This window comes from Mesorhizobium sp. WSM4312 (assembly GCF_002294875.1).
Lineage (GTDB): Bacteria > Pseudomonadota > Alphaproteobacteria > Rhizobiales > Rhizobiaceae > Mesorhizobium.
In genome coordinates, this window is sequence record NZ_NSFU01000014.1 from 21,164 (window position 1) to 43,582 (window position 22,419).

Genomic DNA, 22,419 nt, shown 5'->3' on the forward strand with positions numbered 1-22,419 from the left:
ACGGGGACGCAGGTGAGGCCCCGAGGGCCTCACCATTTGACGCTGATACCCACATTGCCCTCGAGGATGCGGCGCTTGTCGCCGCCCAGATTGGTCGTGTAGTCGCCGGTGGCAAAGAGGCTGACCTTGTCGGTCACCTCAGCGACCACGCCGCCGCCGAACTCGAAGGAGGTCGACCGGCCCTCGGTCGAGATGTCGGTGGTGTCGAAATTGACATGGCTGGTGCCGCCGAAATCGTGCCAGATGTTGGCTTTGAGGTAGGGCTGCAGCGCCACGCCGTTGATGGTGGTCTCGCCCTGCAGCCGCGCACCCAGCCGGCCGCTGACGCTGTCGTCGGTATCGAAGGAAACCGACGAGAAGCGGTCGTTGGTGTCGTCGAGCGACAGATGCTGCCAGACCAGTTGCGCCTGCGGCTCAAGCGTCCAGCCCTGCGCCAGCGCGATTGGGTAGCCGCCTTCCAGGGAAGCGGTGACGCCTGTTCCGCCGACATCGATGCCGATGTCGCGCGACGATGTCGCGTCGCCGCCGAAGAAGGTGGCCATGAGGACGCCGTCAAGGTACCAGCCGCTTTGGCCGATCCGGGTCCAGTAACCGCCGATGCTGGTGCCGGTGACGTCGAGGCTGCCGACGGACAGATCGTTCCATCCCAGCGCCTGGCCGCGCAAATCGCCCTTCATGCTGGCATAGGCGACGAACAGGCCGGCGCGATCGATTCCGCCCGAGGCGGTGTCGCGGCCGAACACGTCGAAGCCCGCCTGGAGGCCGTACAGCGTGCCGTCGAAGGAGGGCGACACCGTTCCCGACCAGCCCATCTTGGCGTCCTGGCCATAGATGCGGCCCCAGACCGGCGATAGCTCGGGGTTAGACAGCAGTCTTTGCTCACCCCGCCGCTCGTGGAAGGTGCCGAGCGTCGTCATCGCCAGGTGTTCGGCCACCGGCGGCAAGGCCGAATAGACCGGCACCTCGATGCGGTAGAGCGGGATCACGGCTGCCTGCACCGCCGTCGCTCCGGGTGTCGGCGGCGCCGGCTGGACAGGCGGCGGGCCAGGCAGTGTCGGCACTGGAAGCGCCGGCGCTTCGGTCGGCACCACCGGCGGTGGTGGTGGCGGATCCGCCGGAGGCGCCGGTGGTGGTGGCGGCGGTGGTTCGGGTTGCGGGTCGCTGGCCTGCACGGGCGGTGTCGGGTCGACCGGCGGATTGTTGATGTCGCCCTCGCTCGGCGGCGGGGTCGGCGGCAGTTCGGAGGGCGGCGGCGGTGGCGGCTCGGCCGCCGGCGGCACCGGTTCCACCGGCGGAGGGGGCTCGACCGTCGGTGGCGCCGCGGCCGGCGTCGTCGGTGTTATCAGCGTCGAGCGCAGATACCAGTTCTCCTCGCTGCCGGCGCTGACGCCCCCCTTGAAAAGATAGTATTCGAAGGCGCCGGCGGCGACCGGCCCGTCAAGCGCGAAGGTCGAGGCGCCCGAAGTGGCGCCGTTGACCGCCTGGACGAGCATGATGCCGTCCTGGGTGGTCGCGGCACCCGCGCCGCCGGCGTTGAGCACGGAAATGCCGGTCGAGCCGGAAGCCGTGCCGCCCGAAAGCACCAGCCTGTCGGACGCGGAAGAATCGTCGCCGAGTTCGGTCTGGACAAGCAGCACGCCGCCGGCGCCGACATAATTGCCCGAAATCGTCAGCCGGTCGGTTGCGCCCGTGGCGCCGTTGGTCAGGTCGATGCGCCCGGCATTGGTCACTTCCGCCAACTGGCCTGCCGTGAAGGCCTGGATCGTCGAGTTGAAGCCGCCGCCATAGAGCGTGCTCGAAGCATCGACGCTGAGCGAGCCCGTGCCGGTGCCACTGTCGCCGAGCTTGAGATTGCCGTCGAGCATCAGCTGTGTGTCGTCGGTGGCGCTGATGCTTTCCCAGTTCTGGACCCGGCTGATCCCCTCCAGCTTGACGTTGTCGAAGGTCAGCGCATCGGTACCGAGGCCGCCATTCAAGGCATCCGTGCCGCCGAGATTGGCGTTGGTGAGGTTGCTGAGCTTGGCGGTATCGTTGTCGGCGCCGAGATCGACGGCGCCATAGATGATGCCGCCGCCATTCCAGACGAAACTGTCGGAGCCAAAGCTCATCAGTACATCGCCGCCGACCGTACCGCCTGATATCGTCACGCTGTCATTGCCGCCGCTGACGCTGATGTTGCCGCCGATCGTGCCGCCCGACAGGATGACGGTGTCCTGGTCGAAGCCGGTGACGAGGTTGCGGTCGATGGTGCCGCCGGACATGTTGAAATAGTTCTTGTCGAGCTTCATGTTGACCCGACCGATGCGGCCGCCGGTCATCACGGCGTTGTCGCCATCGTCGAAGAAATCGACGATGCGCCCGCCTGTCATGGTGAATGTGTCCAGCCCGTCGCCCTGGTTGAGCGATCCGATCTGGCCGCCGCTCATGTTGAAATCGTCGATGCCGGCGCCCTGCTGGACATTGCCGGCGACGGTGCCGCCGCCGATGGTGAAGAAATCGGTGCCGTCGCCCTGGTCGACCGTGCCGGTGATGGTGCCGGACTGCATGTCGATGCGATCCATACCGGCGCCGAAGATGACGTTGCCGCTCACCTGCCCGGTGCCGCCTGCGGGAAAGGTCAGCGTGTTGTTGCCGCTGGTATCGGTAAGGCTGCCGCCGGAATCGCCGCTGTCGCAGGTGAAGGTGGTGTTTCCGGCCGACGGAACCAGAATGCAGGCCGCCAGGGCCGCGGAATTCTGCAGCAACACAAGTGCTGTAGTTGCAAATAAGCTAATAAACCATGGATGGATTTGCTGCGGCTTTCGCCACGACAAAGAATTCGACTCATCGACGTTTTCCGAACGGCCGTTCGGACGCTGTATTTCAAAATGCTGCATCGCGTCCCCCTCTCAGATCGCGATTACAAGCCCTTCGCCGCGCCGCAATGAAGCCACAATTCGTTCGCTTTTACAAAGCCTAATCTGCATTCGATGGTTGATGAACTGCAAAGGCAGCTGGCATGAACCTTGTGCAGTGCATGGATTGGCACGTCCGTGGCCCATGATTTAAGATCGCCTTGGCCCGAAGGGTCTGGGGCTTGTCCCAGGTCGATCAGAGGATGTTGCATGGCAATCAGGGACGCATTCGGCCTGACATTTTCGGGCGCCACCGAAGCGGGATTCACGCCCTACGGCCAGGCCGTGCGTGAATTGCTGTGCTTCATCGGCGATCCCGTCGCCTCCGTCGACCGTGCCATATCGGAGGATCCCGGTTTCGTCATGGCGCATGTTTTCAAGGGCTATCTCTTCGGCCTCGCCACCGAGCGCGACGCGACGGCGGTGGCCAGGGCTTGCCACGAGGCGGCGCTGCCGCTTGCCGCGACGACGCGCGAAGAGGCGCATGTCTTGGCCCTTGGCCACCTCGCCAACGGGCGCTGGCATGACGCCGCCAGGATCCTCGAGGATATCGCCATCGAGACCCCCCTCGACGCGCTGGCGCTGCAGGTCGGGCACCAGATCGACTTCTTCACCGGCAATGCCCGCATGCTGCGTGACCGCATCGCCCGTGCCTTGCCGTCATGGCAGGGCGGCATGCCGGGCTACCACGCTATTCTCGGAATGCAGGCCTTCGGGCTGGAGGAAATGGGCGACTATGCCAGGGCCGAACAGCTCGGTCGCGCGGCGGTCGAGATCGAGCCGCGCGACGGCTGGGCGCAGCATGCGGTCGCGCATGTCATGGAAATGCAAAGCCGGCAAAGGGACGGGATCGCCTGGATGCGCGCCAATCCCGAAGCCTGGACAAAGGAGAGCTTCCTGCAGGTGCATAATTGGTGGCACCTGGCGCTGTTCCATTACGATCTCGGCGAGATCGACCAGGTGCTGGCGCTCTATGACGGACCGATCTATGGCGCGCCATCGGCGATGGCGCTGAACATGGTCGATGCGTCGGCAATCTTGTGGCGGCTGCATCTCGGCGGCATCGATGTCGGTGACCGCTGGACGGCGCTCGCCGCCAATTGGCCCAAGGCCGGCGCCGGCGATTATGCCTTCAACGATGCGCATGCGATGATGGCCTTCGTTGGCGCCGGGCTCGACACCCCGGCGCGGACCTTGCTCGATGCCCAGCGCGAGGCCATGCGCGGCAATGGCGACAACGCCGCTTTCACGCGCGATGTCGGCCATCCGCTGACGCTGGCAATCAAGGCGTTCGGCGAGGGCAACTACACAGAGGCCGTGCACCTGATCCGGCCGATCCGGACGATCGCCAACCGCTTCGGCGGCAGCCACGCACAGCGCGACGTCATCGACCTGACGCTGATCGAAGCGGCCTTGCGGGCCGGTGACCGCGCGCTCGCCGGGGCGCTCACGGCCGAGCGTTCGATGGCGCGGCCGGATAGCCCACTCTCCGTGCTGCTTGCGCGACGCGCGGCCGATTTGTCAGAGAATTGACCGCAAGCCGATCTTGCCTTAAAAACTGGCTCAGCCAGATTTTTTCGAGATCCGAAAAAAATAATTGGCATGGGAGGATGACATGTATCTCGGCCTCGACCTGGGCACGTCGGGCGTCAAGGCGCTGCTGATCGATGCCGGACAGACCGTCGTCGGTTCCGGCCATGGCTCGCTTGACGTCTCGCGGCCGCATCCCGGCTGGTCCGAACAGGATCCGTCCCACTGGATACGCGCCTGCGAAGATGCGATCGCCGAACTCAAGGCCTCCCATCCCAGGCAATTCGCGGCGGTGAAAGGCATCGGCCTGTCCGGTCAGATGCACGGCGCGACCTTGCTCGATTCAGCTGACAAAGTGCTGCGCCCCTGCATCCTGTGGAACGACACGCGCAGCCATGTCGAGGCGGCGGCGCTCGACGCCGATCCGCGCTTCCGCAAGCTCACCGGCAACATCGTTTTCCCCGGCTTCACCGCGCCCAAGCTCGCCTGGGTTAAGAACAACGAACCCGCCGTCTTCGCCAAAGTGGCGCAGGTGCTGCTGCCGAAGGATTTCCTGCGGCTTTGGCTGACCGGCGAGCACATTTCCGAAATGTCCGACTCCGCCGGCACGTCCTGGCTTGATGTCGGGGAGCGCCGCTGGTCGCCCGAATTGCTGGCGGCAACGTCGCTCGACGAGAAGCAGATGCCGTCGCTGGTCGAAGGCACCGAGAAGGCTGGCGGTTTGCGCGCTGAATTGGCATCGAAATGGGGCGTCGAGGCCGGCATCCCGATTGCCGGTGGCGCCGGCGACAATGCAGCCTCGGCCTGCGGCATGGGCACGGTCGGCGCTGGCCATGCCTTTGTCTCTCTCGGTACGTCGGGCGTGCTGTTTGCCGCCAACGCGTCCTATCTGCCCAACCCGGCAAGTGCTGTCCACACTTTCTGCCATGCGCTGCCCAACACTTGGCACCAGATGGGCGTGATCCTGTCGGCGACCGATTCGCTCAACTGGCTGTCGGAGATCACTGGAAAGGGCGCGGGTGAACTGACCGCCGAACTCGGCGACGCGCTGAAGGCGCCGACCGGTGTATCCTTCCTGCCCTACCTCTCTGGCGAGCGCACGCCGCATAATGATTCCGCCATCCGCGGTTCCTTCACCGGGCTGGCGCATGAATCGAGCCGCGCAGTGCTGACGCAAGCGGTGCTCGAGGGCGTCGCCTTCGCCTTCCGCGATAGTCTCGAAGCCCTGAAGACGGCCGGCACCACATTGACGCGGGTGACGGCGATCGGCGGCGGCTCACGCTCGCGCTACTGGCTGAAATCGATCGCCACCGCGCTGCAGGTGCCGGTGGACATTCCCGCCGACGGCGATTTCGGCGCCGCCTTCGGTGCCGCCAGGCTCGGTCTGATCGCGGCGACGGGTGCCGCTCCGCTGGCCGTCTGCTCCGCCCCAAGGACGGATGCCACGATCGAACCGGATGCCAAGCTCGGCGGCGCCTATGCGGACGCCTATCATCGCTACCGGGCGCTCTATCCGGCAATCAGGAGTGCCACGGCGTGAACGATTTCTCGCCCACGCCGCGACTTCCGGCCTCACTGCGCCGGCACTTTGTCCAGAAAACCGGTGATGCTCTTCAGGCGGCCGTTTTCGATGACGCCGATGTCGGTGCCTTCGATCACCGAAGGAACGCCTTCAGGCCCGAGGTTCCAGGAGAAGCGGATCTTGTCGGCGAAGCCGTCCGGCGTGCCCTTCAGCGAGAAGCGGAAGCCGGCAAAGCGTTGCTGCACGCCGTCGATGAGCGCCGCGACACCGTCATGGCCGTCGCCCTGCATGACCGGATCGCGATAGCTGACGTCTTCGGTGAAGGTGGCGTTCAGCAATTCGGCGCGGCGGCCGGCATCGCTTTCGTTCCAGGCGGTGATGTAGCCCTCGGCGATCTTGTTGAGGTCGGTCATGGTCTGTCTCCTTTGTTTGATGGCTTTGACATCAGCCTTTTCGACCAGCCTGGGACCGAAACCAATTACGCCTGAGGTAATCAGGGCGAACTATTCGAGAGAGGACGGAAATCATGAGCAGCGGATTTTTCGGCGACATCCAGAAGATCAAATATGAGGGGCCGGATTCGACCAATCCGCTGGCCTACCGCTTCTACAATCCTGACGAGGTGGTGGCCGGCAAGCGGCTGGAAGACCATCTGCGCTTCGCCGTCGCCTACTGGCACTCCTTTGCCTGGCCGGGTGGCGACCCGTTCGGCGGCCAGACCTTCGACCGCCCCTGGTTCCCCAAGGCGGGCGGCATCGACACGATGGAATTGGCGAAGCTCAAGGCCGATGTCGCCTTCGAGATGTTCTCGCTGCTCGGCGCGCCCTATTTCTGCTTCCACGACGCCGATGTCCGGCCCGAGGGCAAGGACTTTTCAGAAAGTGCCGCCCGCCTCGACGAGATCGCTGACTATTTCGCCGGCAAGATGAAGCAGACCGGGGTCAAGCTGCTCTGGGGCACGGCGAACCTTTTTTCGCATCGCCGCTTCATGTCGGGCGCCGCCACCAATCCCGATCCGGATGTCTTTGCCTATGCGGCGGCGACGGTGAAAAGCTGCATCGACGTCACCAAGCGGCTGAAGGGTGAGAACTATGTGCTGTGGGGCGGGCGCGAAGGCTATGAGACGCTGCTCAACACCGACCTTGCCCGCGAGCAGGAACAGGCCGGCCGCTTCCTCAGCCTCGTCGTCGACTACAAGCACAAGATCGGCTTCAAGGGCACCATCCTGATCGAGCCGAAGCCGCAGGAGCCGACAAAGCATCAGTACGACTATGACGTCGCAACCGTTTACGGCTTCCTCAAGCGCTTCGGCCTGGAGAAGGAGGTCAAGCTCAACATCGAGCAGGGCCACGCCATCCTCGCCGGCCACTCCTTCGAGCACGAACTGGCGCTCGCCAATGCCCTCGGCGTCTTCGGTTCGATCGACATGAACCGCAACGACTACCAGTCGGGCTGGGACACCGACCAGTTCCCCAACAACGTGCCGGAAATGGCGCTGGCCTACTACCAGGTCCTGCAGGCTGGTGGCTTCAAGACCGGCGGCACCAATTTCGACGCCAAGCTGCGCCGTCAGTCGCTCGACCCGCAGGACCTGCTGATCGGCCATATCGGCGGCATGGATTCTTGTGCGCGCGGCCTCAAGGCCGCGGCCCGCATGGTCGAGGACAAGGCGCTGTCGGCGCCGCTGGCCGAGCGCTATGCCGGCTGGAACACGGCAGAGGGCAAGGCAATGCTGTCGGGCAAGCGCACGCTGGAGGACATCGCCGAGCGCGTGGTCAAGAAGAAGATCGAACCGCAGCCGCGCTCCGGCCGTCAGGAATTGCTGGAAAACATCGTCAACCGCTACGTGTAAGGTGTCTTGCGGTGCCCGATTCGGGCGCCGCAGAGCTGAAAATTGCATTCCGCGCGGGGTGGAGCCACACGAGCATGATAGAGCTCGGCGAGGCGTTGACCACCTCGCCGGCGATCGGCGCCGGGCGTGGACGCGTGGGGACGAGCCTGTCGCCGGAAAACGGCGCTGAGGGTTGCGCCGGCCTTGTAGCACTGCGCCGCGTCGGGGAATTCCGCCAGTGCCGGAATGCGTGTCATTGCGTCTTCTCGAGGCATTGTCCGCCCGCGGGCCTGCGCCGGAATGTCCGAAGTCAATGTAGCGCAATACCAAAAGTTTTGCCCGCGCCGCCCCTCAATGACCTCGCTCTTGCCTTCAAACTGCCGTCACGTATCTCGTATAAAAGGGACCTGTGGCGGGTGAAAAGGAAGGAGGCGAACCGATATGCAGCACGAACGCGAAATCGACGCCCTGCTCTCATCCGGTGAGACCGGATCGATCATCGACGGGCTGATGGCGCTGCCGCGGCCGACCGACGACGTGAAAAACCAATGGGATCGCGCCGTCAGCAACCGCTTTGAAATCCGGCTGGTGCGACAGATGCGCTCGCAGATCGACGCCGGCAGCGATCGCCAGAACGCCGCCTGATTCCCCTGAACTGACTTAGCCCCGGCGCAACCTCACCGGGGCTTCGCCAAACGCTCTTGAAAACGCTCTGGAAAATGCCGCGGCGGACGAGAATCCGGTCCGCCCGGCAATATCCGCCATGGCCACGCGCGTGTCGACCACCAGCCGGCGCGCGGCCCCCAGCCGCAGCCTCAGATAATAGGCGCCCGGCGTCTCGCCGATCGACTTGCGAAAGATGCTTTCCAGGGTCCGTGCCGTCACGCCGGCGCGCTTGGCGATGGCTTCTATGGTCAGCGGCTGGTCGACATGCGCTTCCATCAGCCGGATGGCCTGCGCCAGGCGCGGATCGTAGCCATCGAGCCGGCCGAGCGAGACCAGCGGCTGCGCATCGGTCGCCACGCGCGCCTGGTCGTAAATGAACGCGCTTGCCACATCGAGCGCCACGGCCATGCCGAGCCGGGTGCGGATCAGGTGCAGCATCAGGTCCAGGGTCGGCGACGCGCCGCCCGTGGTGAAGACGGGCCCATCGATGATGTATCGGTCGGGGCGCACGTCGACGCCCGGAAATGCGGACGAAAAATCCTCCATGTCCTCCCAATGGGTGGTGGCGCTGCGCCCTTCCAGCAGGCCGGCGCGCGCCACCAGCCAAGTGCCCGCCTCGACGCCGCCGCAGGCGCGGGCCGACCGCGCCGCGCGGCGCAGCCCGGCGAGCAAGGCCGACGTCGCATAGTTCTGCGTACCGAAGCCCGCGACCACGACCAGGACATCGGTCGGTTCCGTGGCATCGAATCGGCCGCTGACCGCCACGGGCAGGCCGCATGTTGTGACCGGCGCCTCCCCGGTTACCGAAACCAGCTTGAAGTCGAACAGGGTTTCGCCGGCGATGCGGTTGGCGGCCCGCAGCGGATCGACGGCGCACGCCACGCACATGATGGATGCCCCGGAAAACACCAGCAGCGTCACCTTGAGCGGCGACTGCTCGGCGCGAAAGATTGTCGCTTTTTCGTTTTTTGTCATTCAGCCTTCGTAAAGCGCAAAGCAGCCGCCTGCAAGTCGCGCAATGTTATGCGGGTCCCTGTGCATGTCGTTGTCCCAAAGCCGGTTCCCATTTTTGGGCGACATGCATGGCTGTTCGAATTGGGAGGAGAATTCCATGCCGCTCGCGATGAACCGTGAGGTCTTCATTACCTGTGCCGTGACCGGATCCGGCGGCTCGCAGGATCGCTCTCCGCATGTGCCGCGTTCGCCCAAGCAGATCGCCGATTCGGCCATCGACGCCGCCAAGGCCGGCGCGGCCATCGTCCATTGCCATGTCCGCGACCCCGAGACCGGCAAGCCGCGCCGCGATGTGCATCTCTACCGCGAAGTGACCGAGCGTATCCGCGACGCCAACGTCGACGTCGTGCTGAACCTCACCGCCGGCATGGGCGGCGACATGGTGTTCGGGTCGCCGGAAGCGCCGCTGCCGCTCAACGAAAAAGGCACCGACATGGGCGGCGCCACCAACCGCATGGAACATGTGCGCCAGTGCCTGCCGGAAATCTGCACGCTTGACTGCGGCACCATGAACTTCGCCGAAGCCGACTATGTCATGACCAACACGCCCGGCATGCTGCGCGCCATGGGCGGCATGATGACGGCCCTCGGCGTCAAGCCCGAGATCGAGGCTTTCGACACCGGCCACCTCTGGTTCGCCAAGCAGCTGGTCGAGGAAAAGGTGCTCAACCCCGACGCGCTGGTGCAGCTCTGCATGGGCGTGCCGTGGGGCGCGCCCGATGACCTCAACACCTTCATGGCAATGGTCAACAACGTGCCGTCGACCTGGAACTGGTCAGCCTTTTCCATCGGCCGCAACCAGATGGCCTATGCCGCGGCGGCCGTGATCGCCGGCGGCAATGTCCGCGTCGGTCTTGAGGACAATCTCTGGCTCGACAAGGGCGTGCTCGCCACCAATGCGCAGCTCGTCGAGCGTGCCGCCAGCATCGTCACCAATCTCGGCGCCCGGATCCTGGGGCCGGAGGAAGTGCGCAAGAAGCTCAACCTGACCAAGCGGGCGCCGATCGCGGCCGCGGCATAGGTGGGGGCTGGCGATGGCTACTACCGTCAAATTCACCGCGATGAAGGATGGCGACAGGCAAGACTACGAGTTCCTGACCGCCCATGAGACCGACTATGCCGCCAGGACCGGCGAGCGGCTGCTCGACGCGCTGGTCCAGCTCGACGAGGGTCTGTCCGGCTACAAGATCACCCGGCTCGGCCATTCGTTGCAGGCGGCGACGCGCGCCTGGCGCGACGGCGCCGACATCGACTGGATCGCCTGTGCGCTGCTGCATGACATTGGTGACATCTACGCGCCGTACAATCACGACGAATACGCCGCTTCGATCCTGAAGCCCTTCGTGCGCGAGCAATGCACCTGGGTCGTCGAGAAACACGGCGACTTCCAGCGGCTCTATTACGCCCATCATCTCGGCGGCAACCGCCATGCCCGCGACCGCTTTGCCGGCCACGCCTATTTCGACGATTGCGACCAGTTCTGCGAGCGCTGGGACCAGTCGAGCTTCGATCCCGATTATGAGACGCTGCCGATCGACTTCTTCCGGCCCTTCGTGCTCGAGGTTTTCGCCCGCAAGGCCTACGACGCATCCGTGATCCGCGCCGGCGAGCGCGTGCCTCTCATTGATCCCGAAACAGCCAGGACAAGAACCGGAGCTTGCGCATGAGCATCATCAACAAGGCGGCCGCCATTGGCGGCGGTGTCATCGGCGCCGGCTGGGTGGCGCGGCTGCTGCTCAACGGCATCGACGTGTCGATCTTCGATCCCGATCCGGAAGCCTCGCGCAAGGTCTCGGAAGTGATGAAGGGCGCGCGCCGCGCCTACAAGCAGATGGTGCCCGGCGGCTTGCCGAAAGAGGGCAAGCTCACCTTCGCCAAGACCATCGCCGAGGCGGTCGCGGACGCCGATTTCATCCAGGAAAGCGTGCCGGAGCGGCTCGACCTCAAACACAAGGTGCTGGCCGAGATCGACGCCCATGCGCCGGCCAACGCCATTGTCGGCTCCTCGACCTCCGGCATCAAGCCGACCGACATGCAGGTGGCGATGAAGAAGCACCCGGAGCGGCTGGTCGTCGGCCATCCGTTCAACCCTGTCTATCTCCTGCCGCTGGTCGAAATCGTCGGCGGCGAGCAGACCTTCCCCGAGGCGATCGAGGTCGCCAAGGAGATCTATGCCTCGATCGGCATGAAGCCTGTCGTCATCCGCAAGGAGATCGAGGCCTTCGTCGGCGACCGCCTGCTGGAGGCCGCCTGGCGCGAGGCGCTGTGGCTGATCAAGGACGGCATCTGCACGGTCGAGGAACTCGACGACATCATGCGCTACGGCTTCGGCCTGCGCTGGGCGCAGATGGGGATGTTCCAGGTCTATCGCGTCGCCGGCGGCGAGGCCGGCATGCGCCACTTCATGGCGCAGTTCGGGCCATGCCTGAAATGGCCGTGGACCAAGCTGATGGACGTGCCGGAATTCAACGACGAACTGGTCGACCTGATCGCCACCCAGTCGGACGACCAGGCGCATGGCCTGTCGATCCGCGAACTGGAAAAGATCCGCGACGACAATCTGGTCGCGATCATGGATGCGTTGTCGAAGCAGAACAAGGGCAAGGGCTGGGGCGCCGGCGCCTTGCACAAGGATTACACCAAGCAGTTGGCCAAGCTGGCGGCAAAGAAGCCGGCTGCTTCCAAGGCCGCCGAAAAAGCCAAGGCCTCCAAGCCGGTGAAGAAGGCGGAAAAGCCGAAGAAAAAGAAGAAGGGCTGATACGATGGATTTCGGTCTTTCGGAGGAACAAAAACTGATCGTCGAGACGACGCGCGCCTTTGTCGAGAATGAGCTTTACCCGCATGAGCGAGAGGTCGAGCGCACCGGTGTGCTGCGCCGCGAGCTGATCGAGGAACTCAAGGCCAAGGCGATCGCGGCCGGGCTCTATGCCGCCAACATGCCGGCCGATGTCGGCGGCGCGGGGCTCGATACGGTGACCTGGCTGCTCTACGAAAAGGAACTCGGCCGCGCCAATTACGCGCTGCACTGGACCTGCGTGGCGCGGCCTTCCAACATCCTCCTGGCCGGCACGCCCGAGCAGCGCGAAAAATATCTGTTTCCTTGCATCCGCGGCGAGAAATGGGACTGCCTGGCGATGACCGAGCCGGGTGCCGGCTCCGACCTGCGCGGCATGAAGGCGTCAGCCGTGCAGGACGGCGACGACTGGGTGCTCAACGGCACCAAGCATTTCATCAGCCACGCCGATCTCGCTGATTTCGCCATCGTCTTCATGGCGTCCGGCGAAGAGGATTCGCCGCGTGGCAAGCGCAAGAAGATCACCGCCTTCTTCGTCGACAAGGGCACCAAGGGTTTCACGGTGCGCGATGGCTACCGCAACGTCTCGCATCGCGGCTACACCAACGCCATCCTCGAATTCGACGATTGCCGGCTGCCGGCCAGCCAGGTTCTCGGCGAAGTGCACAAGGGCTTCGACGTCGCCAATTCCTGGCTTGGCGCCACCCGCCTGCAGGTCGGCGCCACCTGCCTCGGACGCGCCGAGCGGGCGCTTGGCCATGCGGTGGAATATGCCGCGCAGCGCCAGCAATTCGGCCAGCAGATCGGCAAGTTCCAGGGCGTGTCGTTCAAGCTCGCCGACATGGCGACCGAGTTGAAGGCCGCCGACCTCATGGTCTTCGAAGCCGGCTGGAAGTACGATCAGGGCACCGTCACCGACCAGGACATGGCCATGGCCAAGCTGAAGGCCACCGAAATGCTGGCATACGTTGCCGACGAGGCCATCCAGATCCATGGCGGCATGGGGCTGATGGACGACCTGCCGCTGGAACGCATCTGGCGCGACGCCCGCGTCGAACGCATCTGGGAGGGCACGTCGGAGATTCAGCGACATATTATTTCGCGGGCGCTGCTGCGTCCGTTCGGTGCTTAGAGCATGATCGCCCAAAGCCGAGATTCGGTTTTGTCGGGCAAACGAGATCGTTTGTCTTGAGATGCTCAAACGAAAAGAAGACCATGCATAAACTCGAACGTCTCCTGCGCCCGAAATCGATCGCCGTCTTCGGTGGCGTGCAGGCCGCCGCCGTCGTCGCACAATCGATCAAGATGGGTTTTGCCGGCGAGATCTGGCCGGTGCACCCGACCAAGGACGAGGTTGCCGGACGCAAGGCCTATCGGTCGGTCGCCGATCTGCCCGACGCGCCGGATGCCGCCTTTGTCGGCGTCAACCGGCATCTGACCATCGAGGTCGTCAAGGCGCTGGCCGAACGCGGCGCCGGCGGCGCCGTCTGCTTTGCCGCCGGCTTCCTCGAAACCGAAGCCTATGACGATGACGGCGAGCGGCTGCAGGCCGAATTGGTCGTGGCCGCCGGCGAGATGCCGATCATCGGGCCGAATTGCTACGGCCTCATCAACTATGCCGACGGCGCGCTTTTGTGGCCCGACCAGCATGGCGGCATCCGGCTGGAGGACGGCGGCAAGGGCGTCGCCATCATCACCCAATCCTCCAACATCGCCATCAACATGACGATGCAGAAGCGCGGCCTGCCGATCGCCTTCCTGATGACCGCCGGCAACCAGGCGCAGACCGGCCTCTCCGAAATGGCGCTCGGCCTGATCGAGGATGAGCGGGTGACATCGCTCGGCCTGCATATCGAGGCCTTCGATTCGGTAGCCGGCTTCGAACGGTTGGCTGCGCGGGCACGCGAGCTGAAGAAGCCGATCATCGCCATGAAGGTCGGTCGCTCCGAACAGGCGCGGCAGGCCACCGTCTCGCACACCGCGTCGCTGGCCGGCTCGGACGCGGCGTCCGGCGCTTTCCTGAGGCGGCTCGGCATTGCGCGCGTCGATTCCATTCCGGCCTTCATCGAGGCGCTGAAGCTGCTGCACATCACTGGTCCGCTCCCGGGCTATCGCCTGTCGTCGATGAGCTGTTCTGGCGGCGAGGCTTCTGTCATGGCCGACAGCGCCGAAGGCCGCTGGGTCAATTTCCCGGTTTTGACGGAAAAACACCGCGCCCATGTCAAGTCGACGCTCGGGCCGCTGGTCGCGGTCGCCAACCCGCTCGACTACCACACCTTCATCTGGAACAATGAGCCGGCGATGACCGCCACCTTCACCGCCATGGTGTCGGGCGGCTTTGACTTGAACATGCTGGTGCTCGACTTTCCGCGCCCGGACCGTTGCTCGGTCACCGACTGGTGGGCGACGCTGCGCGCCTTCGAATCGGCGCTGAAGACCAACAAGGCGCATGGCGCGATCGTCTCCTCGCTGCCGGAGAACCTGCCGGAGGAATACACCGCGGAGCTGATGGCGCGCGGCATGGTGCCGCTGTTCGGCATTTCCGAGGCCATGGATGCCGCAGGCGCAGCGGCCTTCATCGGCTGGGCATGGGCCGAACCGCAGGCGCAGCCGGTCGACACCTCCGCTGCTGGCGCCGCCGGCGGCGCGCATGTCACGCCCGACGAAGCCGAAGCCAAGGCGCGGCTGATCAAGGCCGGGCTTCCCGTGCCCAAGGGCGAGCGCGCCGGCAATGCGGTCGAGGCGGTGATTTCCTCGATGGCGCTCGGCTTTCCCGTCGCCCTGAAGGCGCTGGGCGTCACCCATAAATCCGAGGTCGGCGCCGTCAGGCTCAACCTCAAGGACGCCGAATCCGTCAGCACGGCGGCGCATGATCTGCTGCCGCTCGGCACCGGCCTCTATGTCGAGCGCATGGTGCGCGACGGCGTCGCCGAACTGATCGTCGGCTTCACCAGGGATCCGATGTTCGGCGCTGTCATGACGCTGGGCACTGGCGGCGTGCTGGTCGAACTGCTGCGCGACAGCGTCACCTTGATGTTGCCGGCGACCCGCGACGACATCGAGGCGGCTTTGCGCGGCCTGAAGCTGTTCCCGCTGCTCGAAGGCTATCGCGGCCGGCCGAAGGCCGACGTCGCGGCCGCCATCGACGCCATCGCGGGCATTGCCGACTTCGTGCAGAAGAATGCCGGCGAGATCGAGGAACTCGACATCAACCCGTTGATCGTCTGCGTCGAAGGCAAGGGCGCCTGGATCGCAGACGCGCTGCTGGTGCTGGGAGAGAACAAGAATGTCTGACGTCATTTCCACCCGCCGCGAAGGCTCGATCCTCGAGGTCACCCTCGACCGGCCCAAGGCCAACGCCATCGACCTGAAAACCTCGCGGCTGATGGGGCAAACCTTCAAGGCGTTCCGCGACGATCCGGAATTGCGCGTCGCCATCGTCAAGACATCCGGCGACAAGTTCTTCTGCGCCGGCTGGGACCTGAAGGCGGCCGCCGGCGGCGACGCGGTCGACGGCGACTATGGCGTCGGCGGCTTCGCCGGCCTGCAGGAATTGCGTGACTTGAACAAGCCGGTCATCGCTTGCGTCAACGGTATGGCGGTGGGTGGCGGCTTCGAACTCGCGCTGTCCTGCGATCTCATCTACGCCTCCGACCACTCCTCCTTCGCGCTGCCCGAAATCCGCGCCGGCACGTTGGCCGACGCGGCGACGATCAAGCTGCCGAAGCGCATTCCCTATCATGTCGCCATGGACCTTCTGTTCACCGGCCGTTGGATGGATGTCGCGGAAGCGCATCGCTGGGGCCTGGTCAACGAAGTGCTGCCCAAGGAAAAGCTCGAGGACCGCGTCTGGGAGATCGCGCGCCTGCTCGCCAGCGGCCCGCCACTGGTGTTTGCGGCGATCAAGGAGACCGCGCGGGTGGCCGAAGCCCTGACCTTCCAGGACGCCATGAACAAGGTGACGCGCCGGCAGTTGGCAACGGTCGACGCGCTCTATGGGTCGGAAGACAATATGGAAGGGTTCCGCGCCTTCGCCGAAAAGCGCGATCCGGTGTGGAAGGGGAAGTGATTTACCCTTCCCTTGATGGAGAGGGTCGGACCGAGGGTCCGGGGTGGGGTGAAGCGCGCCGCCCGCCGCTCCGCGGCGCTCTCCCGCATCAAGGGGGAGGTAAAGGAGCTCCATGACCGACTACACAAAACTCATCGACGCCGAGACCTGGGCCTTCATCGAGCGGACCAATTCGTATTATCCGCCCGATACGATCGACTACACGATCGCGCAGCAGCGCGAGATATATGACCGCATGTGCCGGGAGTTCTTTGCCGGCTATCCCCAGGGTGTGACGGTCGAAACCTCGGCCATTGCTACGCCCGCGCACGACATCCCGATCCGCATCTACCGAAGCGCCCCGCAACCGGCGGCGACTGTGCTCTACATCCACGGCGGCGGCTTCATTCTTGGCGGGCTGGACAGCCATGACGACGTTTGCGCCGAGCTCTGCGCCCGCACCACCTACGAAATTGTCTCCGTCGATTACCGGCTGGCACCGGAGCATCTGCATCCGGCCGCCTTTGACGACGCGATGAGCGCCTTTGCATGGGCCGCTTCCACGCGCGACCGACCCATCCTGCTTTGCGGCGACAGCGCCGGCGGCAATCTCTGCGCCGCCGTCGGCCACGCCACGCGCGGCCATGCGAAACGGCCGGCGGGCCAGTTGCTGATCTATCCCGGCCTTGGCGGCGACCGCTCGAAGGGCTCCTATGTTACGCATGCCGAAGCGCCGATGCTGACCATGCGCGATCTCGAATTCTACAAGCACATCCGCACCGGCGGGCAGGATCGCGGCGGCGATGCGACGCTGGCGCCGCTTGCCGATACCGACTTCGCCAAACTGCCGCCGACCGTGCTGATCACCGCACAGTGTGACCCGCTGTCTTCGGACGGCGAGGCCTATCGTGACCGCATCATCGAGTCGGGCGGGCGAGCCACCTGGTTCGAGGAACCGGGTCTGGTGCACGGCTATCTCAGGGCCCGCCACACGGTCGGTCGCGCCCGCGAAAGTTTCACGCGGATTGTCGACGCGGTGGCCGCTCTTGGACGGGGCGCTTGGCACTGGTGAGCGGTTTCCCGTCTCACGACGGGCCCCGGTGACGTCGTTTCACGCCACCGAGCGTCCCGCCGCCCGGCCGGCGCTGCGGCCGGAGAAGATGCAGCCGCCGAGGAACGTACCTTCCAGCGCGGCATAGCCGTGCACGCCGCCGCCGCCGAAGCCGGCGGCTTCGCCCACCGCATAGAGCCCGGCGACCGGCTGGCCATCCGCATCCAGCACGCGGCTGTCGAGATCGGTCTGCAGGCCGCCCAGCGTCTTGCGGGTCAGGATGTTGAGACGCACCGCGATTAGCGGGCCGTTTGCCGGATCGAGCATCTTGTGCGGCTTGGCCGTGCGGATGAGCTTGTCGCCGAGATAGGCGCGGGCGCCGCGCAGCGCGGTGACCTGCATGTCCTTGGAGAATGGATTGTCGAGTTGGCGATCGCGGGCGCGGATCTCACGTTCCACCTGCGCGAGCTCGAGCAGCGGCTCGCCGCCGGCCAGCGCGTTCATGCGCGCCACCAGCTTCGAAAGGTCGGCCTCGACGATGAAATCCTCGCCCTTCTCCATGAAGGCCTTCACCGGACCCGGAATGCCTGACGTCGCGCGGCCGAGCACCTGGCGCCAGCTCTTGCCGGTGAGGTCCGGGTTCTGTTCGGAACCCGACAGCGCGAACTCCTTCTGGATGATCTTCCTGGTCAGGATGAACCAGGAATAGTCGAAGCCGGTGCTCATGATGTGGCTTAGCGTGCCCAGTGTGTCGAAGCCGGGATAGAGCGGTACCGGCAGGCGCTTGCCCCTGGCATCGAGCCAGAGCGACGACGGGCCGGGCAGGATGCGGATCGCGTGTTCGGTCCAGATCGGCGCCCAGTTCCTGATGCCCTCGACATAGTGCCACATGCGGTCACGGTTGATGATCGAGCCGCCGGCCCGTTCCGTGATCGCCAGCATGCGGCCGTCGACATGGTCGGGCACGCCGGTGATCATGCGCTTGGGCGCCGTGCCCAGGCGCTTGGGCCAGTTTTCCCGCACCAGCTGGTGATTGCCGCCGATTCCGCCGGAGGCGACGATCACCGCTTGCGCATGCAGCTCGAAATCGCCCGATATGTCGCGCGAGCTCTTGTGGCCGCGCTCGACGGTGCTGGGTTCGAGGATATCGCCGCGCACACCGGTCACGACAGCGCCCGTCCGCGTCAGTTCGTTGACCCGGTGGCGGAACTTGAAGCTGACCAATCCACGCTTTTGCGCCTCGCGCACGCGCTGCACGAACGGCTCGAGCACACCGGGGCCGGTGCCCCAGGTGATGTGGAAGCGCGGCACCGAATTGCCATGGCCGATGGCATTGCCGCCGCCGCGCTCGGCCCAGCCGACCACGGGAAAGAATTTCAGGCCGCGCTGCAGCAGCCAGGAGCGTTTCTCGCCGGCGGCGAAACCGACATAGGCTTCCGCCCATCTGCGCGGCCAGAAATCCTCCGGCCGGTCGAAAGCGGCGGTGCCCATCCAGTCCTCGAGCGCCAGATCATGCGAATCGCGGATGCGCATGCGCCGCTGCTCGGGGGAATCGACGAGGAAAAGCCCGCCGAACGACCAGAATGCCTGGCCACCCAGCGACTGCTCGGGCTCCTGGTCGACGATGATGATCCTCTTGCCGGCCTCGGCAAGCTCGGCGGCGGCGACCAGCCCGGCAAGGCCGGCGCCGACAATGATCACGTCCGCTTCGTCAGCCATTTTTCCTCCCAGAATTAGCCGGCTACTTTATTGCAAAGACCTAGACAGCCTCCCAGCCGTCCTTGCCGCCGGCGCGGAAGATGGCGTCGATGACCTTCTGGTTGAGCACGGATTCCTCCAGCGTGAAGACACGCTCCTTGCCGCCCTGTGCCGCGCGCGCGAAAGTCTCGACCTCCAGCCGGTACTGCTGCGTGCCGGGAAAGCGGAACACCTGCGCCTCGGTGTGGTTCTGGTTGTGCAGTTCAACGCGGTGATGATCGTAGAGCCCGGCATTGAAGGGCGAAAAGACCTCGATGAAACCCTTCTCGCCGTGGAACACCATCACCTGACGCGCAGCCATCTGCGTCGACAAATAGAAGGACAGTTCGAAATCGCCGAAATCGGCGCGGATCGAGGAGTAGATGTCGGTGCCGAATTTCTTGTCGCGCTCGATCGTCGCCTGCACGCGGCTGGGCTCCTTTCCGGTCGAGAAGCGCGTCGACACGGTCGGGTAGACGCCGATGTCGGGCAATGCGCCGCCGCCGAGGTCGAGCTGGTTGCGCATGTTGTTGGGGTCGACATTGTAGTAGGAGAACGCGCCCTGCACATGGCGCAGCCGGCCGATGGCGCCGCTGGCGATGAGATCGCGCACCTTGATCCATTGCGGATGGTAGATGACCATGAAGGCTTCGCAGACCAGCACCTTCTTGGCATCGCGCAGCTTGATCAGGGGGAGAATATCCTTGGCGTCAAGCGCGAGCGGCTTCTCGACCAGCACATGTTTTCCCGCCTCGATCGCCTTCGCCGTCCATTCGACATGCTGCGAGGTCGGCAACGGGATGTAGACGCCGTCAATATCCTTGGAGGCCAGCAGTTCCTCGTACGATCCGAACGCATGGCGCGCGCCGAACCGCTCGGCCAGGGCCTTGGCTTTCGACAGGTCTCGGCTGGCGATCGCCGACAGCACGCCGTTCTCCGCCTCGACGATTGCCGGCAACAACTGCTCGCGGCCGATCTTGGCCGTCGACAACACACCCCATCGGAACATCACGCTTCTCCATGTCGGTTACATCAGGCGAGGTTTGCCCGAAATCGACGGAAAAGCCAATGACCGGGGCTGACCCTAGCTCAGCCCCGCTTCCCCATCAGCGTCATGTCGAAGTTGACGACGTTGGAATAGAGCGGTGTGCCGACATCCATGCCGTAGCGCGACCGCAGCACCTTGCCGGTGACATGGAATTTGATTGTGCCGCCCTTCAAGCCGTCGAGTTCGGCGGTGAACTTTTCCGCAAACGTCTTGCCGCGCGCTGTCAGCCTGCCGGTGACAAGCGCTGACGTATCGCCGGTGCGGGTCACGCTGGTCGAGCGGAACTGGATCTCCGGGCTGTTGGCCGCATCGAACACCGCGTCGGAACGCAGGAAGGCATCGATGCGGCCCTGGCCGGTGCCGACGCTTTCGGGATAGATGGTAAGGTCGACCTTCGAGCGCCCGACATCGCCATTGTCGATGCGGATCGTGCCCTTGAAGCGGGCGAAGGCGCCGTCGAAGCCGCCGCCGCCGGCCTTGCCTATGGTGAAACGGATGCTGGAGCCTGCCGGGCTGACCGTGTAGCTGCCGGCGGCGTCGCTCAACGCCACCGCCGCGGCTGCGGGCACGGCAAGGCATGCGGCAAAAGCCGCGAATCCAAGGATGCGCGCATGCATGGGATTGTTCCTTTCCTGGAGGCAACGCGTTTGGCGTCCTCACCTCACAAACGCGGGAGGTCCCCGCTCTATTCCCCTTCTGACGAAGGCGTGATCATGCGCGTGAGCACGCTGTCGTGAAGCAGGAAGTGGTGGCGCAGGGCGGCCGCGATATGCAGCGCGACCAGTGCGATGCCCAGATAGGCGAGATACCAGTGTGCGGTCGCCCAGAAGCTTTCGGCGGCATCGGATTCGGCGAGCGGCAGATTGGGCATCACGAACAGGTTGAACGGCATGGTCGGGATTTCCAGCGTCGAGACCGAAACCAGCGCCCAGCCGGACAAGGGCAGGGCCACCTGGAATGCATAGAGCGCCAGATGTGCGAGCGGCGCCGTACGCCGTTCCAGCGTGCCGACCGAAGGCGGCAGAGGCGGCGTCGCATTGCCAATCCGCCAGGCGATGCGCAGGATGATGAGGCCAAGCAGCAGAAAGCCCAACGATTTGTGCAACTGGATAAGCTCGAAAGCGGTGCGCTGGCTGGTCAGCCGCACCATGATGAAGCCGAGGGCGAACTGGCCGATGAAGATGATGCCGATCAGCCAGTGAAGGAGGATCGTCGCCCAGCCGTAGCGGGTCGCGGTGTTGGTGATCGGCTGCATCGTGTGTGAACGACGCTGGACAGAACTTTCTTCCAACGCCCCTCACCCTCCCTACAAGGTGGAAGGGTAAGCTAACCGCTCACCTTGAAGAAATCCACAAATGCCCTGAGCGCTGGGCGCATCTGCCGGCGGCTGGGGTAATAAACGAAGAAACCCTCGAAAGCCGGACACCAGTCCTCCAACACGCGGATCAGCCTGCCGTCGGCGAGCGGGGCCTGCACATAAGGCTCAAAGACGAAAGCGAGCCCGGTGCCGTCGATCGCCGCTTGCGCGATCAGATGGTCCTCGTCGAGAATCAGCGGCCCTTGCGCCGCAATCTCGATCTCCTCTCCGTCTTTCTCGAATTCCCAGCGGTAAAGAATGCCGCTCGAGAAACGGAAGCGGATGCAGCGATGATCGGCAAGGTCGCGCGGGTGGCTGGGGCTTGGCATCGTCGCGAAATAGGATGGCGCGCCGACCACCGCGCCGCGCATGTCCGGCCCGATGCGCACCGCGATCATGTCGCGCTGCAGGCTCTCGCCGAGCCGCACACCGGCGTCGAAACCGCCTTCCACCACATCGGTGAAACGATCCTCGATGAGGATCTCCAGCACGATGTCGGGATAGGCCTTGGCAAAGGCGCCGAGCCGTGGTGTCAGCACCAGATGCGCCGCCGTGCGCGGCACGCTGAGCCGCAAATTCCCGGCCGGTCGGTCGCGCGCCTCGAGTGCCGTCTCCAGCGCCAGGTCGATTTCGGAAAGGGCAGGACGCAGCCGCTCCAGCAATTGCGCACCCTCTTCCGTCGGCGCGACGCTGCGCGTGCTGCGCGCTAGCAGCCGCACGCCGAGCCGTGCCTCCAGGCTGGATACCGCATGGCTGACCGCCGACGGCGCGATGGCCAATTCCCTGGCGGCGCCGCGAAAACTGCCGCATTGGGCAACGGTCGCCAGCACGGCCAGCTGTGAGAGATGCGCTCGGTTCATTGATCTATTTCTTGGAACAGCCCGTGCAAATGAGAGCCTATTATCGAACAGACTGCAAGGCGCTATT

General features: G+C 64.8%; 19 protein-coding genes. 11 read left to right on the top strand and 8 right to left on the bottom strand.

What is annotated here, in order from left to right; genetic code table 11:
• Positions 1–29: 29 nt before the first annotated feature.
• Positions 30–2,876, bottom strand: a complete 2,847-nt coding sequence (locus tag CK228_RS23305) for an autotransporter outer membrane beta-barrel domain-containing protein (protein WP_095789391.1) — start codon at positions 2,874–2,876, stop codon at positions 30–32.
• 228 nt (positions 2,877–3,104) lie between these two features.
• On the opposite strand from CK228_RS23305, the gene CK228_RS23310 reads away from it, so the two are divergent.
• Together CK228_RS23310 and xylB are read left to right on the top strand one after the other, a co-directional pair.
• Entirely contained in the window at positions 3,105–4,427 is a 1,323-nt protein-coding gene (locus tag CK228_RS23310) for a tetratricopeptide repeat protein (RefSeq protein WP_095771504.1), read from the top strand.
• An 82-nt stretch (positions 4,428–4,509) separates the two neighbouring features.
• Complete coding sequence (gene xylB / locus CK228_RS23315) at positions 4,510–5,964, top strand: xylulokinase (protein WP_095789392.1); 1,455 nt, start codon at positions 4,510–4,512, stop codon at positions 5,962–5,964.
• A 32-nt stretch (positions 5,965–5,996) separates the two neighbouring features.
• On the opposite strand, the gene CK228_RS23320 is transcribed toward xylB, so the two are convergent.
• A complete protein-coding gene (locus tag CK228_RS23320; RefSeq protein WP_095789393.1) occupies positions 5,997–6,359 on the bottom strand; it encodes a nuclear transport factor 2 family protein in 363 nt (120 codons plus the stop codon).
• Between the two features lie 113 nt (positions 6,360–6,472).
• On the opposite strand from CK228_RS23320, the gene xylA reads away from it, so the two are divergent.
• Both xylA and CK228_RS23330 read left to right on the top strand, forming a co-directional pair.
• Positions 6,473–7,798, top strand: a complete 1,326-nt coding sequence (xylA, locus tag CK228_RS23325; protein WP_038651459.1) for a xylose isomerase — start codon at positions 6,473–6,475, stop codon at positions 7,796–7,798.
• Between the two features lie 420 nt (positions 7,799–8,218).
• Entirely contained in the window at positions 8,219–8,422 is a 204-nt protein-coding gene (locus tag CK228_RS23330; protein WP_095771507.1) for a hypothetical protein, read from the top strand.
• A 15-nt stretch (positions 8,423–8,437) separates the two neighbouring features.
• Here CK228_RS23330 and CK228_RS23335 read toward each other — a convergent pair whose 3' ends face one another.
• On the bottom strand, positions 8,438–9,418 hold the full coding sequence (locus CK228_RS23335; protein ID WP_095771508.1) for a GlxA family transcriptional regulator: 981 nt from the start codon (positions 9,416–9,418) through the stop codon (positions 8,438–8,440).
• A gap of 136 nt (positions 9,419–9,554) precedes the next feature.
• On the opposite strand from CK228_RS23335, the gene CK228_RS23340 reads away from it, so the two are divergent.
• The 7 genes from CK228_RS23340 to CK228_RS23370 all read left to right on the top strand — a co-directional run bounded on the left by CK228_RS23340 (position 9,555) and on the right by CK228_RS23370 (position 17,371).
• Entirely contained in the window at positions 9,555–10,478 is a 924-nt protein-coding gene (locus CK228_RS23340; protein WP_095771917.1) for a 3-keto-5-aminohexanoate cleavage protein, read from the top strand.
• Positions 10,479–10,491: 13 nt separating this feature from the next.
• The gene (locus CK228_RS23345) at positions 10,492–11,124 is read left to right on the top strand and encodes an HD domain-containing protein (protein WP_095771509.1); all 633 of its coding nucleotides are present in this window, start codon (positions 10,492–10,494) and stop codon (positions 11,122–11,124) included.
• Complete coding sequence (locus CK228_RS23350) at positions 11,121–12,215, top strand: carnitine 3-dehydrogenase (RefSeq protein WP_027061900.1); 1,095 nt, start codon at positions 11,121–11,123, stop codon at positions 12,213–12,215. Before CK228_RS23345 ends, CK228_RS23350 begins: the two co-directional genes overlap by 4 nt.
• A 4-nt stretch (positions 12,216–12,219) precedes the next feature.
• Positions 12,220–13,383: an acyl-CoA dehydrogenase gene (locus tag CK228_RS23355; protein ID WP_095771511.1), complete on the top strand. Its 1,164-nt coding sequence runs from the start codon at positions 12,220–12,222 to the stop codon at positions 13,381–13,383.
• 83 nt (positions 13,384–13,466) lie between these two features.
• Positions 13,467–15,545 (top strand): acetate--CoA ligase family protein, encoded by a 2,079-nt coding sequence (locus CK228_RS23360; protein ID WP_095789394.1) that lies wholly within the window; start codon positions 13,467–13,469, stop codon positions 15,543–15,545.
• Complete coding sequence (locus CK228_RS23365; RefSeq protein ID WP_095771512.1) at positions 15,538–16,320, top strand: carnitinyl-CoA dehydratase; 783 nt, start codon at positions 15,538–15,540, stop codon at positions 16,318–16,320. Before CK228_RS23360 ends, CK228_RS23365 begins: the two co-directional genes overlap by 8 nt.
• A gap of 112 nt (positions 16,321–16,432) precedes the next feature.
• Entirely contained in the window at positions 16,433–17,371 is a 939-nt protein-coding gene (locus tag CK228_RS23370) for an alpha/beta hydrolase (RefSeq protein ID WP_095771513.1), read from the top strand.
• A gap of 39 nt (positions 17,372–17,410) precedes the next feature.
• Here CK228_RS23370 and CK228_RS23375 read toward each other — a convergent pair whose 3' ends face one another.
• The 5 genes from CK228_RS23375 to CK228_RS23395 all read right to left on the bottom strand — a co-directional run bounded on the left by CK228_RS23375 (position 17,411) and on the right by CK228_RS23395 (position 22,352).
• On the bottom strand, positions 17,411–19,069 hold the full coding sequence (locus CK228_RS23375; protein WP_095789395.1) for an FAD-binding dehydrogenase: 1,659 nt from the start codon (positions 19,067–19,069) through the stop codon (positions 17,411–17,413).
• A 40-nt stretch (positions 19,070–19,109) separates the two neighbouring features.
• Positions 19,110–20,096 (bottom strand): Gfo/Idh/MocA family oxidoreductase, encoded by a 987-nt coding sequence (locus CK228_RS23380; RefSeq protein WP_095771515.1) that lies wholly within the window; start codon positions 20,094–20,096, stop codon positions 19,110–19,112.
• A gap of 80 nt (positions 20,097–20,176) precedes the next feature.
• Complete coding sequence (locus CK228_RS23385; protein WP_095789396.1) at positions 20,177–20,752, bottom strand: YceI family protein; 576 nt, start codon at positions 20,750–20,752, stop codon at positions 20,177–20,179.
• A gap of 68 nt (positions 20,753–20,820) precedes the next feature.
• A complete protein-coding gene (locus CK228_RS23390) occupies positions 20,821–21,390 on the bottom strand; it encodes a cytochrome b (protein ID WP_095789397.1) in 570 nt (189 codons plus the stop codon).
• Between the two features lie 71 nt (positions 21,391–21,461).
• Positions 21,462–22,352 carry a LysR family transcriptional regulator gene (locus CK228_RS23395; RefSeq protein ID WP_095789398.1) on the bottom strand — a complete coding sequence of 297 codons (891 nt, stop codon included), beginning with the start codon at positions 22,350–22,352 and terminating at the stop codon, positions 21,462–21,464.
• Positions 22,353–22,419: the final 67 nt, after the last annotated feature.